This window comes from Rhodoferax sp. PAMC 29310, assembly GCF_017948265.1.
Classification (GTDB): domain Bacteria; phylum Pseudomonadota; class Gammaproteobacteria; order Burkholderiales; family Burkholderiaceae_C; genus Rhodoferax.
The window spans coordinates 1,091,831-1,106,122 of sequence record NZ_CP072852.1 but is presented as its reverse complement, the minus strand read 5'-3'; the positions used below and the strand labels follow the sequence as shown (position 1 = coordinate 1,106,122).

The following is a 14,292-nucleotide window of genomic DNA, read 5'->3' as shown; positions in this document are numbered from 1 at the left end:
ATGGGCGTGATTATCGTGATCACCGTTTCGACCCTCCAAAAATACCGCCCAGCACCCCACGAATAATTTGGCGACCGACCTCACGACCAATTGAGCTAGCGGCACTCTTAAACAATTGCTCCCCAACGGATGTACGTGTCCCCCGTGAGCCCCCTCCAAGCATGGAGCCGATGCTGTCCAATAATCCGCCTCCAGTTGGCGCGGGTGTCGAGGCTTCCTGCCCCTTTGAATGGCTGACACCACCCGAAGCCTCGGGTGTTCTAAGCCGATCCGCAGCATGTCCTTTGATTTTTTCGTATGCGGATTCGCGATCTAATGCGGTCTCATAAACACCGGCGACGATGGATGTGTCGATCAGAGTTTTTCGTTGGTCTTGGGTGATCGGGCCGATCTGGCTGGCCGGCGGGAGTACATAAACTCGTTCGGTCACACTAGGGCGCCCCTTCTCATCGAGGAAGCTGACCAGTGCCTCTCCCACCGCCAGTTCAGTAATGGCTGTTTCAATGTCCAGTGCCGGGTTCTGGCGCATCGTCTGTGCAGCAGCTTTGACCGCTTTTTGATCTCGTGGTGTGAACGCTCGTAGAGCGTGCTGAACACGATTGCCGAGCTGGGCCAATACCGAGTCCGGAATATCGAGGGGGTTTTGCGTTACGAAATAGACACCCACACCCTTGGACCGCACCAGACGCACCACCAACTCGATGCGCTCAATCAGCACCTTTGGCGCATCGGTGAAGAGCAGGTGGGCTTCGTCAAAGAAGAACACCATCTTTGGCTTGTCTTGGTCGCCTACCTCAGGCAAAGCTTCGAACAGTTCGCTGAGTAGCCACAGGAGAAACGTGCCATAGAGGCGTGGCGAACTCATTAGCTTGTCAGCGGCCAGGACGTTGACCACTCCGCGACCTTGTGCGTCGGTTTGCATGAAGTCGGCGATGTTAAGCATGGGTTCGCCAAAAAACTTCGCACCTCCTTGGCCTTCAATTTGCATCAACCCTCGTTGAATAGCACCAACACTGGCAGCACTGATATTGCCGTACTCCGTGGTGAATTGCGAGGCGTTGTCGCCCACCCACTGGCACATCGCACGCAGGTCCTTCATGTCAAGCAGCAGCAATCCATCATCGTCTGCGATCTTGAATACCAGCTGCAGAACACCTGCCTGCGTTTCGTTTAGGTTGAGCATTCGTGCCAATAGCAAAGGGCCTAAATCACTTACTGTGGCCCGAACCGGATGGCCTTGCTCGCCAAAGACGTCCCACAATGTGGTTGGTGTTGCTCTGAATTCAGGAGCGGCTATCGCCCTTTCTTCAAGGATTTTGGCCAACTTGGATCCTAAAGTCCCTGCCTGGGAGACACCCGTGAGGTCTCCTTTGACATCGGCCATGAACACCGGAACGCCAATATTGGAGAAGCCTTCCGCCAGAGTTTGAAGGGTAATAGTTTTGCCAGTCCCCGTGGCGCCGGTGATGAGTCCATGGCGGTTGGCCTTATCGGGACGCAGGAAGCATTGGGTTTCGCCGCGTTGTGCAATCAGAATGGGATCAGACATGGAACTCTCAAAAAGTACAATCGAGCCAATAGCGTAACGATTTTTTGAAGGATTCCCCGTGGCAGGACATAGTAAATGGGCCAATATTCAGCACCGAAAGGGGCGTCAGGACGAAAAACGGGGCAAAGTATGGACTCGAATCATTCGTGAAATCACCGTCGCGGCGCGGGCCGGTGGTGGTGATTTGGCAACCAATCCGCGATTGAGATTGGCCGTTGATCGTGCCAAAGGCGCCAATATGCCCGCCGACCGCGTGAAATACAACATTGACAAGGCCACAGGAAACCAAGAGGGGGTCAACTATGAGGAAATCCGCTATGAGGGCTATGGCATAGGCGGTGCAGCCATTGTTGTGGACACCATGACTGACAACAAGGTCCGTACGGTGGCTGAAGTTCGCCATGCATTCTCGAAGCATGGTGGCAATATGGGAACCGAGGGGTCGGTGGTGTTTCAGTTTAAGCATTGCGGTCAGTTGATATTTGCGCCCGGAACCAGTGAGGAAAAAATCATGGAGGTTGCACTGGAAGCCGGTGCGGAGGACGTGATTGCCGGCGAGGACGGTTCAATTGAGGTCTTGACGGCCTATCCCGATTTCGAGGTCGTTAGAGATGCGCTGGAGGCGGCTGGCCTGACTCCCGAAGTGGCCGAGGTGACCATGCGGGCGGAGAACCCAATTGAACTCACTGGCGAAGACGCCGCACGCATGCAAAAGTTGCTCGATGTTCTCGAGGAACTGGACGACACCCAGAATATTTTTCACAACGCAGAGATTGACAGCAGCGCACTATGAACATCCTTGTGATTGGCGGCGGTGGCCGCGAACATGCTTTGGCCTGGAAGTTGGCGCAATCTGCCAAGGTTCAGAATATTTACGTCGCGCCAGGCAATGGCGGAACCGAATTGGATGGTCGTTTCACGAACCTTCCGATGACAGACGTCAAAGAGTTGCGGGTTTGGGCCGAAGCAAACAAGATTGCGCTAACCGTGGTGGGCCCCGAGGCTCCTTTGGCAGCCGGTGTTGTGGACGAGTTCCGGAAAAATGGAATGCGCATCTTCGGCCCCACCCAAGCCGCGGCGCAGCTCGAAAGCTCAAAAGCCTTTTCAAAGTCATTCATGAAACGGCACGGAATACCCACTGCCGAGTACGACACCTTCACAGACCCCGCTGCCGCTCATGCCTACATTGACAAGATGGGCGCCCCAATCGTGATCAAGGCGGATGGACTGGCGGCCGGAAAAGGTGTGGTTGTTGCCATGACCTTGGTTGAGGCTCATGACGCGGTTGACTTTATGTTGTTGGACAACACGCTAGGCGTTGCCCACAATGAAGGCGGGGCTCGGGTTGTCATTGAGGAGTTCTTGGTTGGGGAAGAAGCGAGCTTTATTGTCCTGTGCGACGGAAAGAATGTGCTTGCGTTGGCGACCAGTCAGGATCACAAGCGGCTACTGGATGGTGACTTAGGCCCCAACACGGGTGGCATGGGTGCCTACTCGCCTGCGCCAGTCGTGACGCCCGATGTGCATGCCCGTGCCATGCGTGAAATTATCTTGCCAACAATTCGGGGCATGGAAAAAGATGGAATTCCATACACTGGCTTTTTGTATGCCGGATTGATGATCAGTGCTGATGGTCATGTGAAAACACTGGAGTTCAATTGCCGAATGGGCGACCCGGAAACACAGCCCATTCTGATGAGGCTCAAGACCGAGTTGGTCGATGTGATGATGGCGGCGACGGAGCGAGGCCCTCATGGACGTCTGGATTTGATCGAATTGGAATGGGATCGCCGAACGGCCATGGGGGTGGTGATTGCTGCCCACGGTTACCCCATGAATCCTCGAAAAGGTGACGTCATCACAGGGTTGCCAAAGGACACAGATGACTCGGTTGTGTTTCATGCGGGAACGACCCTGAAAGACGATGAGCTGCAAACCTCTGGAGGTCGTGTGTTGTGCGTTACGGTATTGGCTGACAACGTGCGCCAAGCGCAACAGCGTGCCTACGAGGTGGCCCATCGTATCAACTTTAGTGGCGCCCAATATCGGTCGGATATTGGTTATCGCGCAGTCAAAAGCGCAGCAACGTGACCGACGCACAGGCCCTAGGCGTTGGTGAATATCTCCAGCGGCTTCAGAACCGAATCACGACTGCTATCGCTGACGTTGATGGAAGCTCTTTTCTAAGTGATTCATGGGTGAAGACGCCTGAAGAGCCGTTGCAGGGCAGGGGGGTTACCAAGATCCTTGAGGACGGCCAAGTGTTTGAGCGGGCGGGGTGCGGTTTTTCGCATGTTCATGGTGCAAAGCTACCACCTTCTGCCACGCAGCACCGCCCTGAATTGGTGGGCGCCTCGTTTGAGGCCATGGGAGTGTCGCTGGTCTTTCATCCTCGCAACCCCTATGTGCCTACTGTTCACATGAATGTGCGCATGCTGGCCGCCACGGGCGCTGACGGGAAGTCCGTGTGTTGGTTCGGCGGCGGCATGGATTTAACGCCTATTTATGGATTTGATGAGGATTGCGCCCACTTTCATCAAAGTTGTCAAAATGCCCTGACGCCCTTTGGTGCTGATAAATACCCCCGGTTCAAGGCGTGGTGCGATGAATACTTCTATTTGAAGCACCGCTCGGAGCAACGTGGAATTGGGGGCATCTTTTTCGATGACTTCTCTGAACTTGGTTCAGACGACAACCTGCGAATGATGCAGTCTGTGGGTGACTCATTTTTAGAGGCCTACCTGCCCATCGTCGCCCGACGCAAGGACACACCATATACCGAGCGTGAGCGGGATTTCCAGTTGTACCGGCGGGGACGTTACGTGGAGTTCAACTTGGTGTGGGATCGTGGCACCCATTTTGGTCTTCAGTCCGGCGGTCGTACGGAGTCAATTCTTCTGTCCATGCCGCCCTTGGCGAGTTGGTCTTACCAAAACATCCCAGAAATTGGGTCACCTGAGGCAGATTTGTACGCCAAGTATTTGGTGCGCAAGGACTGGATTTGACCGATAGCGCAAGCACTCCGCGGCGAATAGGGGTCTTCGGCGGTGCGTTCGATCCACCCCATATCGCGCATGCAGCGCTGGTCCGTGCGGCGCTAGATGACCTTAGTCTGGACGAACTTCGCCTTGTACCCACGGGGCAGGCGTGGCACAAGGCGCGTCCGCTGACCCAGGCTGAGCATCGCGTTGCGATGTGTCAATTGGCCTTTGGTCATATACCGGCGGTTATGGTGGACACAAGGGAAATACGTCGGTCTGGGCCGAGCTATACCGTGGACACACTGAGGGAGTTGTCTGCCGAATTTCCGAATGCTGAACTCTATTTGATCATTGGTGGAGACCAAGCCCGAGCCCTGTCACGTTGGCACAATTGGCAAGAGATTTTGAGCTTAGCTATAATTTGTGTAGCTGAGCGCGGATATTTGACGGGGGCCAACCCACCGTTTATGGCCCCAATCGGGTCTGAATCGCGTTTCAGGCAGCTGCTTTTGCCAGTCATGCCTGTTAGCGCAACAGAAATTCGTTCCCGAATTGCAGCGCAACACAGTGTTGCCACGCTGGTTTTTGAACCAGTAGCACGTTATATTTACGATCACCACCTTTACCAGACCATTTGATGACTACATCTACCGTTGCCAAAAAAGACATACAGAAACTCCAGCGAGCCATTGTGGATGGTCTGGAAGATGTCAAAGCCCAGGACATTCAGGTGTTCGACACCGAGCATCTTTCTGCTCTCTTTGAGCGAGTCATCATTGCGTCTGGCACGTCGAACCGCCAAACAAAAGCCTTGGCAGGCAGCGTAAGGGATGCCGTGCGAGATGCCGGCTTCCCTAAGCCTCGTATGGAAGGTGAGGCCAACGGCGAATGGATCATTGTTGATTGTGGTCAAGCCGTTGTGCACGTGATGCAGCCCAACTTCCGCCAGTACTACAACCTAGAAGAGTTGTGGGGTGAGAAGCCCGTTCGACTCAAGTTTGGCGCGGTCAAGCCTGCCACTGCCGAGGCAGCTCAACCCGCCAAAGCCGCCAAGCCTGAAAAAGAAGTGAAGGAACCGGGCAGTTTGAGGCGCTCGAATGCGGCCAAGATCGGCGTGCAGGAGGCGTTCCCGTCCAAAGCACAACTCAAGAAGACCATGGATGCGAAAGCAGCAGCCAAGTCTCCCGCTAAAAAGGCGGTGGCCAAAAAGACACCGGCTGTCAAAGTGACCTCCAAAACTGTTGTCGTCAATGCGCCTGTAAAGACAGCGGCTAAGAAGGCGCCCGCCAAAAAAGCAGCTGTCAAGCGCACGACTGTCAAGAAGGTTTCAACTCCGAAGTCCTGATAGGGCGGACGGTGAGGATTTTGATCGTGGCCGTTGGCCAACGCGTTCCTGATTGGGCCCAAACCGCTTGGGATGACTATGCCAAGCGGTTTCCCTTTGAGTTGAAGGTGGAGTTGAAGGCGGTTAAAACCGAGCCTCGCGCCAGCAAGACACTGGATTCACTTTACGCAGCGGAGCGTTCCAGAATTGAGGCGGCAATTCCAAAAGGTTGTCGAATCGTCGCTCTTGATGAGCGAGGCACAACTTTGACCACCATGGCCCTGGCCTCAAAACTACAGAGCTGGCAACTGGAGGGTGACGACGTGGCTCTGGTCATCGGCGGCCCTGACGGCCTTGATCCCGCATTCAAGAGCGCAGCCCATGAGCGAATCCGCTTGTCGGATTTGACCCTGCCGCATGCGATGGTTCGCGTGTTGTTGGTGGAGCAACTCTATCGGGCTTGGTCCATCAATTCAAATCATCCCTATCACAGGGAATAACTGCCGAACATCACTTGGGAACAGCCGCTTAGGCTATTGCGAATTGATGGTAACTTCGAAGCTATGTCCTCATTTATCTATTTGGCCTCCCAAAGCCCCAGGCGTCGACAGTTGTTGGAGCAACTCGGTATCTCCTTTGAGTTGCTTTTGGCTGGCCCAACCGAAGACGCTGAGGCGCTGGAAGCTGAGTTTGATAGTGAGTCACCCATTGACTATGTTCAGCGTGTCACCGAGCTAAAGCTTGATGCCGCACTCCAGCGACAAGCGGACCGAGCCTTGCGAGACGCCCCGGTTTTGTGTTCTGACACGACGGTTGCAATGGGTAGCAAGATTTTCGGCAAACCCGCTGACGCCGGGGATGCCGTTCATATGTTGTCCAAGCTTTCTGGCCAAACTCACCGTGTGTTGACTGCCGTTGCGCTAGGAACTTGCAGTCGCCGTGTTCAAGCCCTAAGCGAATCGTTGGTTACCTTTGCTGAGATGTCTCGTAGCGAGATTGAGTCCTATGTGGCTACTGGGGAGCCTATGGGCAAAGCGGGTGCCTATGCAATCCAAGGCGTGGCCGCAAAGTTTATCGCTCGAATGGAAGGCAGCTACAGCGGCATCGTCGGACTGCCGATGTTTGAGACGGCTCGGTTGTTGCGTTCCTTTGACTTTAAGGTTTAACAGGTGATGCAAGAAGACATACTGATCAATTGGTCTCCGCAAGAAACTCGAGTCGCTGTTGTCGAAAACGGTGCCTTGCAAGAGTTGCACGTCGAAAGGACTCTGGAGCGAGGCTTGGTAGGCAACGTCTATTTGGGCAAGGTAGCTCGAGTTCTCCCTGGGATGCAATCGGCATTCATTGACATTGGACTGGAGCGTGCGGCATTTTTGCATGTGGCCGATGTTTGGCACCGTCAGCCTGATGGAGAGCCGCCGAGCTTGGTCCGCAATACGCAGCCGCAGATCCCCATAGAAAAGCAGGTGTTTGAAGGCCAGGTATTGACCGTGCAAGTGATCAAGGATCCGATTGGCACCAAGGGCGCACGCCTGTCTACACAGATTAGTATTGCCGGAAGGATGCTGGTATTTCTGCCCCAGGATGATCATGTGGGTGTTTCCCAGAAGATTCCTCCCGCGCTGCGGGATGAGTTGCGGTCTAGGCTGCAACTCTTGGCGAGTCCGCAGGGTGGTGGACTGATCCTTCGTACGAATGGAGAGGACGCATCAGATCAAGAACTTTCTGATGACATCACGTACTTGCGCAAGGCTTGGGCCCGGATTAAAGAAGCCTCATTGCGACTGCCTCCAATGTCTCTCTTGCACCAAGACCTAAGCCTGCTGCAGCGAGTTTTGCGGGATTTTGTCAGCAATAAAACGCAGACTATTCGGGTGGACTCTCGCGAGCAGTATGACTCGTTGCGAGCGTTTGGTCTTGAGTTTATGCCAGCTGCCGCCACGAAGCTTCAGCACTACAAGGGGGAGCGCCCCATCTTTGATCTTGATGCGATCGATGACGATATTGCAAAGGCACTTGGTCGGCGAGTTGAGCTGAAGTCGGGCGGCTATCTCATCGTCGATCAAACAGAGGCTTTGACAACCATCGATGTCAACACCGGGGGGTTTGTTGGTGCCAGGAATTTTGACGACACAATCTTCAAGACCAATTTGGAAGCGACACAGGCCATCGCACGACAGTTGAGATTGCGAAATTTGGGCGGCATCATCATTGTTGACTTCATTGACATGGTCCGGACAGATCACCAAGACACCGTCTTGGCTGAATTTCGAAAGCAATTGGGCCGAGACCGAGTCAAGACGAACGCCAGCGGGTTCTCTCAATTGGGTTTGGTTGAGATGACTCGAAAGAGAACGCGTGAATCATTGGCACACATGCTGTGTGAACCCTGCCCAACTTGCGAAGGTAAGGGTATTGTTAAAACCGCACGTAGCGTCACCTATGACATCTTTCGGGAAATTCTGCGAGAGGCCCGACAGTTCAACCCTCGCGAATTTCGCGTTGTGGCTTCACCAAAGGTCATTGAGTTATTTTTAGACGAAGAGAGTGAGCATTTGGCGGGGTTAAGTGAGTTCATTGGCAAGCCGGTGTCGCTTCAAAGCGATAGTGCGATGGGGCCTGAACAGTACGACATCGTGTTGCTTTAATCGATGCGAATTGCCGTTATCAGTCGCCATTTTTCGCGAGCGGGCGGTGGTGCTGAAAGTTATGCTGTTGCCTTGGTTCAGGGGTTGGCGTCGCGCCATGAAGTTCACGTGTTTTCGCAGACGTCCAACCACCCCATTCAAGGGGTTTCGTATCACAAAGTTTTTTCCCTGTTTGAGAAACCGCGCTGGATCAATCAGTTGGTGTTTGCCGTTTTTACTTGGCGGCAAACCCGTCGGGGCTTTGACGCGGTCCATTCGCACGAAAATACTTGGCAAGGCCACGTTCAAACTATCCACGTCAGGCCTGTGCGGCACAACCTGTTTTTCACCTTTAGTGGAGTCCACCGGATATTCCGTTGGGTCAAAGTGGCCTTGAGCCCTAGGTTGATCACCTATCTTGTGCTGGAAGGTTCTCGCTTTAGACTTTGTCCAACGCACCGCATCGTCGCCACGTCTAATCACCTTCGTCAGGAGTGTGAAGAGGCGTATCCCGGCTGTACCGGTAAGATAAAAGTCGTAACTCCTGGTGTGAATATCCCACTTGATTTGCCGGGCCAGGCAGATACGCGGCGCGCACTTGGTTTGCCGCTTGATGGCCGAATGGTTCTTTTTATTGCCAATGACTATGCCAGAAAAGGATTGGATACTTTGCTGGAGGCCCTTCGAGCGATGCCTCCCAGCGTATTTCTGGCAGTAGCTGGCAACCCCAACGCGGCTCGCAAATACCGTCTCCAGGCTCAGGAGTTGGGCATTGAGAATCGAGTGTATTTCCTGGGGTCGCTTGAAGACCTCTCCCCCGCCTATGCCGCGGCGGACTGTCTAGCCCATCCCACCCTGGAAGATAGTTTCGCGATGGTGGTGTTGGAGGCTATGGCCCATGGCCTTCCTGTAGTGGTAAGTGGTCCGAATCAGTGCGGCATCTCCCGTCAATTGACGCATGGGGCAAATGCATTGCTATTGTCTGACCCGAAAAATGAGCAAGAATTAGCCGGGCAAATCGGCGCCATATTGGACAGCCGAGACTTGGCTCAACATTTGCGCCAAGGTGGCATAGCGTTTGCCCAACACCATTCTTGGGAAAGCGCGGTCCTACAATATGAACAGCTTTTTTCTCAGGTGGCGGCAAAATGAATGGCCATCGCGGCCCTCCTGAGTTCGTCCATTTCACTCTCTAATATCCGAATGAGTTCTGATTCACGGCCACGTTGGTTGGTCATTTCGCACGCATTCAACATGGATGGACGGGCGGCCAGTCAAACTATTACAGACAAGCTTCCTCATCTGCAGAGTGCGGGCATCGAAGTCGTCGTATTGAGCGGCGTATCCGGTAGTCATGACACACAAGTTGAACACCATCAACTTTGGCCCTTGGGACCCGCGGGATTTCGGTTTGAGCTCCGGCATGTCTTGCGCAAACGTTTGGGATGTGGCTTTGTGTACCGTTTGTGCATGACGATTGCATCCATATTCTTGCTGCCATGGATGCTGATCGAAAAACTTGTACGCCCCGTCGAAAGCTCTTGGTCTTGGTGGTTGAGTGCCTATCTAAAAGGGCGACACCTGGCACGCAAAAAGCCCTTTGACTTGATTTATTCGACGGGCGGGGCGTTTGCGGCCCATATGGCCGGGTATGCACTGAAGCACGCTACCGGTACCTGTTGGTTGGCTGAAGTGCATGATCCCATGGTCATGCCGGGAAAAATCCCAACGACGGCTCAGGAAAAAATGCAAGCCAAGGTCGAAGGCCAAATCTGCGCCGATGCTGATGTGGCGATCTGGTTTACCAACCAGGCCTTAGCCAGCGCGCGCCAACGCCATCCTCAGCTTGGGAACCGGGGCAAGATGATGCTGCCGGGCATCGACAACCCCTTCCAAACGCTGCCCCCTTACATTCCAGGCAAGAAGTTTGTCATCGGGCATTTCGGATCACTTTCACCAACGCGACACTTGGGCCCCATTGTTGGAGCGCTAGAGACGCTTTTTGGCCAACGTCCCGAATTGATGGATGTGGTCGAGTTGCACGTATACGGCGGACCATTAGACAGTGTGTCCGTAACGCGGCTTTCCCATTCCCATGTTAAACCTTGCTTGCGGCATTTCGGGCGAATTGAAGCCGATCCCCTGACTGGTTGTAGCGGCCGCCAGACGATATTAAATCGGATGCGAACGGTAGACATCTTATTGTTGCTTCACGGCGAAGATCCAATTTGCTCAGAGTACATCCCCTCAAAGCTCTATGAGTACCTTTGGGCGAAAAGGCCGATCCTGGCTGTGGTTCATAACAATCCGCAGATGGCTGCGATCCTTCGAGGGCAGGGGCATGTGGCGATTTGCAGTGAGAGCAATGACCCTCAAGATTTGCAACGATATACAGAACTGGCGACGGCCCTAGGTGAGGCGATTGACAACTGGCGGTTTGGCGCTGTTGTTCAGGATAACCGGGTGAATCCATTCACTACACAGGCTGCGGTCGGTCAACTCCTTGGTTGGGTGGCGCAATTGAAGCCTGGCCACATCTGACTACGGTCAACTTGTTACTCATTGGCGCGCTTTTTTGGACCCAGAATCAGCCCTTTGGCGTTCAACCGTGCTTCACGTTTGAGGCTAGGATGCGTCTAGCGCTCCGGGGGAAGACCAATGTATCAAACGGCAAGGCGCCCCGACGTCTATTTGGAAAATAGGTATGAAGGAAAAAAACCAATTAAATTCAAGAAGTAGCTGGAGTGCTGCTTCAGTGCCCCATAGCGCGACCTTTTTCGTCGGTATTTTTGCTGTGTGTTACCTCGCAGTCCTGCCAATGGCCGGCACCATTGCTTTCCGCAATGTTGCACTGCTCGGCCTTCTTGCTTGTCTGGCGTGGTCGTTTCTGAAGCAACGACCTTCGTTTTACTGGCCCATACCAATTGGGTTGTGGGCTGCGTATCTGTTTGTGTTCCCGCTTATTTCCGACTCGCCGATCATTGCTGCGCAAAGTTTGCTGGGGCAATGGGGCCGGGGTCTAATCGCTATGCTGGCAGGGGCAGGAGTGGCCGCTGTTTTTTGGAAAAAAAATAGAGGTTCAGCTTTCGATCTTGGGCTTGTAACCTCGGTGCCCATACTGATTCACCTTAGTCTCTTCGCATTGAAAGCTTGGGAGACATCGTCTATACCCTGGGGCTATTGGGGGAGAGAAACGCATCACGCGGATCTGGGCTACGCAGCGGGACAGGCTGTTGTGCTTCTCGCGGCAGCCATGGCAGCTGGAAACAAAGCAATTCGACCATGGGCTGCAGCCTTGATTCTGGCTGGTCTTCTAAGTACCGCCTTTGCCAATTCTCGCGCGGGCTTCGCGTTTGTGCTGGGCGGAGGGCTTCTTGTCCTTGCCTGTGTGTACTTGACACGAGCGAGTCATCAACGAAAAAATGTTCTCATTGCTATAGCGACCCTACTGATCGCCGCGGTTTCCATTCTCTTCGTTGCGATTAAAAATGATAGCCGTTGGCAAAATATGGCCGGGCAGCTTGTAGCTGGATTTTCTGGCGACGCCATTCAAATTGAATGTGAAGGTACTTCCTCAATTGAATCGAAAATCATTGCCCAATATGGTTCAGGTGAGAAAGCTCAGAGCGTGATTTCTGCTGTGCAAGGGGGTGACGGCGCGCGAATGGTTTTATTGCGGGCGGGCATTGCACTCGCGATTAAACACCCGTGGGGAAATGATGGATCTAAGCATGCTTACCAAAATTTGCTGAGATCTGAGTGTTCCGATCCAGTCATTTTGATGGCGCACGCTCACAATGGTTGGATCGACACGACGCTGGCGCTTGGGTGGGCCGGTGCCATTCTGTATTTGATAGTTTTAGCCTACTTTTTAACTGTCGGGCTCCGCTATTTTCGAGCGTCAAAAATGCTTAATGAATGGGCGCTCGTGCTGGTTTCACTTGCTGCATTTTGGATAATTCGTGGGTTTACGGATTCGGTGTTTAGAGACCATATGCTGGAGATGCAGGGATTTGTGCTTTCCTATGCTGCTGCCAATTTGTGGCTACGACGTCGGACGTCAATCTCCGCCAGAGAAGAGAAAGAGAGGCTAAATTATCCTCGATGAAAGGCCTCGCTGATCCGTCCTAGATTTTCCGGAATACCGATTATGTTCGGGCTTCAGCGAGCTGAATATGGGTGTGCCCCTCGCTGAAGCACTCCAGAACCTGATGCCGCGCTCTAAATACGACCCAAGATTCGGCGCAAACGGCGGCCAAACCTCGATGAAAAGTCTCCGCCTTCCCGGGGCCAATCCATACCTCGCTCCCATGCTGATTGGTAGATCACCCCGCTGTATAACGTTTTCAGCTGCTCCGTTCCCATGCTTCTTCGAAGATCTTGATCGTATTGCCAAGCGTAGTGGTAAACCTTGAACAATGGTTGGCAGGGCATAAGGGGCACTGCCTTGTAGGCCAAAAGTGCCTCACCATACCAACGTGATTCGATCGGTGCTTGGGCAATGGCGTCCGCTATGCTTATGCCCAGAGGCCGAAGGTAGTTTGTGTCTAGACTTTCCCATACCGCACGGTGCCAAATCAGTGGGAAGGGGCCGAAGCTATAACGCCGGCTTGTCCGTTCAAACAAATTTTGTAACAGGTCAGCTTCCTTGACATAAGCCTTAACGACTCTCGGTTTTTTATGTCGGATGGCGTCCTCTAGTGACTCATGGCCTTCATCGATCACTGTGTAGGGTATTTCTCCTGGCGCCATGAAATCCGCCACACCAAAGGGGCGGATAAATAGGGCGTCTGAGTCCAAGCACAGATAGGCGGTAGAGATACCTAACCGCCAAAACTCTGACTTGATGATCTGCTGAGTTAGGCCCCCCGACATTTTCTGGAGCTCGGTTATTTTGATTCGGGGAGATGCCGCAATAATTGTCTCGTCCGCTACGATCTCGACGCCTAGACCACTCAGGTGTTCCCGAAACAGTGGGAGGTCCGCATTGGGTACAGACACGTAAAAAGGAAGGCCTTCAGTGTTGAATTGCCTGATAGATGAAGCCAGACGTACTACTCTCTTCAGGTCCGTGCAAAAGCTCTTACAAAAAAGAGAAAACTGCTTCACGAGCGGCGGTCTTCGTAGCCAGTCGTCACTTTAAGCGCAAATTGCAGCACGTTTGTAGCCCTAGCAATCATGACTCGCCGAAGAGTGAATGGATCGTCCCCGTTGTGAATCAATCCTCGGTGTGTGGTGGTGGCGCTAGCGTAACCGGCCTCTTTCACGGCCGAGCTGTGGTCTTTTTCGAACTGGCCGAACGGATAGCAGAAGTGTCGAATTTCACAATCCAATAGCCGTTCCAGCTCCTGCTTCGATTTTACAATTTCCATATAAGCTTCGGCTTCGGAAAGTTTCGTCAGGTTCGCATGCGTGCGGGTATGGGAGCCAATCTCCATGCCACTGTTTCTCCAAACCAACCAGTCATCCAAACTCATCAGAGGTTTCTCCTCAACACCAAGGTGACGATCCCAAGAGTTCGTTTGGCCAATCATGTCGCTCACGGCATAACATGTTGCAGTGAACGCCATCTGCCGAAGCACAGGTAGGGCATTCAGAACCGTGTTTTCGTAACCGTCATCAAACGTAATTCCGATCACCTTGCCTTGGATAGTTCCCCTCATATATGGCTCAAGATTGCGCATCGACATACCCTTGTAACCCAAACATCTCAGTAGCCACATCTGACGTGCAAATGAGCCTGGGGAAACCACGAGTCCGCGCAATGGGGTGCCACTCGGTGGTGGCACATCGATTTGGTGGTACATCAGA

The 14,292-nt window shown here is 53.4% G+C and carries 14 protein-coding genes; 11 read left to right on the top strand and 3 right to left on the bottom strand.

All coding sequences use genetic code 11. The features are described 5' to 3' along the window. Positions 1–19: 19 nt before the first annotated feature. Positions 20–1,549, bottom strand: a complete 1,530-nt coding sequence (locus tag J8G15_RS05125) for a helicase HerA-like domain-containing protein (protein WP_210546465.1) — start codon at positions 1,547–1,549, stop codon at positions 20–22. A 58-nt stretch (positions 1,550–1,607) separates the two neighbouring features. Between J8G15_RS05125 and J8G15_RS05120 the strand changes: the two genes are divergently transcribed. The 11 genes from J8G15_RS05120 to J8G15_RS05070 all read left to right on the top strand — a co-directional run bounded on the left by J8G15_RS05120 (position 1,608) and on the right by J8G15_RS05070 (position 12,589). Continuing rightward, positions 1,608–2,342 (top strand): YebC/PmpR family DNA-binding transcriptional regulator, encoded by a 735-nt coding sequence (locus J8G15_RS05120; protein WP_210546464.1) that lies wholly within the window; start codon positions 1,608–1,610, stop codon positions 2,340–2,342. Then, a complete protein-coding gene (gene purD, locus J8G15_RS05115) occupies positions 2,339–3,640 on the top strand; it encodes a phosphoribosylamine--glycine ligase (RefSeq protein ID WP_210546463.1) in 1,302 nt (433 codons plus the stop codon). The genes J8G15_RS05120 and purD overlap by 4 nt, the downstream gene beginning before the upstream one ends. Next, entirely contained in the window at positions 3,637–4,554 is a 918-nt protein-coding gene (gene hemF / locus J8G15_RS05110; protein WP_210546462.1) for an oxygen-dependent coproporphyrinogen oxidase, read from the top strand. Before purD ends, hemF begins: the two co-directional genes overlap by 4 nt. Continuing rightward, positions 4,551–5,168, top strand: a complete 618-nt coding sequence (gene nadD / locus J8G15_RS05105) for a nicotinate (nicotinamide) nucleotide adenylyltransferase (protein ID WP_210546461.1) — start codon at positions 4,551–4,553, stop codon at positions 5,166–5,168. The genes hemF and nadD overlap by 4 nt, the downstream gene beginning before the upstream one ends. Continuing rightward, positions 5,168–5,875 (top strand): ribosome silencing factor, encoded by a 708-nt coding sequence (gene rsfS, locus J8G15_RS05100; protein WP_210546460.1) that lies wholly within the window; start codon positions 5,168–5,170, stop codon positions 5,873–5,875. The genes nadD and rsfS overlap by 1 nt, the downstream gene beginning before the upstream one ends. 11 nt (positions 5,876–5,886) lie before the next feature. Further along, positions 5,887–6,354, top strand: a complete 468-nt coding sequence (gene rlmH / locus J8G15_RS05095; RefSeq protein WP_210546459.1) for a 23S rRNA (pseudouridine(1915)-N(3))-methyltransferase RlmH — start codon at positions 5,887–5,889, stop codon at positions 6,352–6,354. A 63-nt stretch (positions 6,355–6,417) separates the two neighbouring features. Then, positions 6,418–7,020 carry a nucleoside triphosphate pyrophosphatase gene (locus tag J8G15_RS05090; protein ID WP_210546458.1) on the top strand — a complete coding sequence of 201 codons (603 nt, stop codon included), beginning with the start codon at positions 6,418–6,420 and terminating at the stop codon, positions 7,018–7,020. A 6-nt stretch (positions 7,021–7,026) separates the two neighbouring features. Continuing rightward, the gene (gene rng, locus J8G15_RS05085) at positions 7,027–8,502 is read left to right on the top strand and encodes a ribonuclease G (protein ID WP_210546457.1); all 1,476 of its coding nucleotides are present in this window, start codon (positions 7,027–7,029) and stop codon (positions 8,500–8,502) included. Between the two features lie 3 nt (positions 8,503–8,505). After that, the gene (locus J8G15_RS05080) at positions 8,506–9,633 is read left to right on the top strand and encodes a glycosyltransferase family 4 protein (RefSeq protein ID WP_210546456.1); all 1,128 of its coding nucleotides are present in this window, start codon (positions 8,506–8,508) and stop codon (positions 9,631–9,633) included. 351 nt (positions 9,634–9,984) lie between these two features. Continuing rightward, positions 9,985–11,022 (top strand): hypothetical protein, encoded by a 1,038-nt coding sequence (locus J8G15_RS05075; RefSeq protein ID WP_210546455.1) that lies wholly within the window; start codon positions 9,985–9,987, stop codon positions 11,020–11,022. 163 nt (positions 11,023–11,185) lie between these two features. Then, positions 11,186–12,589, top strand: a complete 1,404-nt coding sequence (locus J8G15_RS05070; protein ID WP_210546454.1) for an O-antigen ligase — start codon at positions 11,186–11,188, stop codon at positions 12,587–12,589. 113 nt (positions 12,590–12,702) lie between these two features. On the opposite strand, the gene J8G15_RS05065 is transcribed toward J8G15_RS05070, so the two are convergent. Beyond that, entirely contained in the window at positions 12,703–13,590 is an 888-nt protein-coding gene (locus J8G15_RS05065; RefSeq protein WP_210546453.1) for a DUF6492 family protein, read from the bottom strand. Beyond that, on the bottom strand, positions 13,587–14,288 hold the full coding sequence (locus J8G15_RS05060) for a polysaccharide deacetylase family protein (RefSeq protein WP_370627496.1): 702 nt from the start codon (positions 14,286–14,288) through the stop codon (positions 13,587–13,589). Before J8G15_RS05060 ends, J8G15_RS05065 begins: the two co-directional genes overlap by 4 nt. Positions 14,289–14,292 lie beyond the last annotated feature (4 nt).

Coding starts and splice junctions, on each gene's coding strand:
- J8G15_RS05080 (WP_210546456.1), top strand. CDS start 8,506: ATGCGAATTGCCGTTATCAGTCGCCATTTTTCGCGAGCGGGCGGTGGT.
- rsfS (WP_210546460.1), top strand. CDS start 5,168: ATGACTACATCTACCGTTGCCAAAAAAGACATACAGAAACTCCAGCGA.
- rng (WP_210546457.1), top strand. CDS start 7,027: ATGCAAGAAGACATACTGATCAATTGGTCTCCGCAAGAAACTCGAGTC.
- J8G15_RS05070 (WP_210546454.1), top strand. CDS start 11,186: ATGAAGGAAAAAAACCAATTAAATTCAAGAAGTAGCTGGAGTGCTGCT.
- J8G15_RS05060 (WP_370627496.1), bottom strand. CDS start 14,288: ATGTACCACCAAATCGATGTGCCACCACCGAGTGGCACCCCATTGCGC.
- purD (WP_210546463.1), top strand. CDS start 2,339: ATGAACATCCTTGTGATTGGCGGCGGTGGCCGCGAACATGCTTTGGCC.
- J8G15_RS05075 (WP_210546455.1), top strand. CDS start 9,985: ATGCTGATCGAAAAACTTGTACGCCCCGTCGAAAGCTCTTGGTCTTGG.
- J8G15_RS05090 (WP_210546458.1), top strand. CDS start 6,418: ATGTCCTCATTTATCTATTTGGCCTCCCAAAGCCCCAGGCGTCGACAG.
- J8G15_RS05125 (WP_210546465.1), bottom strand. CDS start 1,549: ATGTCTGATCCCATTCTGATTGCACAACGCGGCGAAACCCAATGCTTC.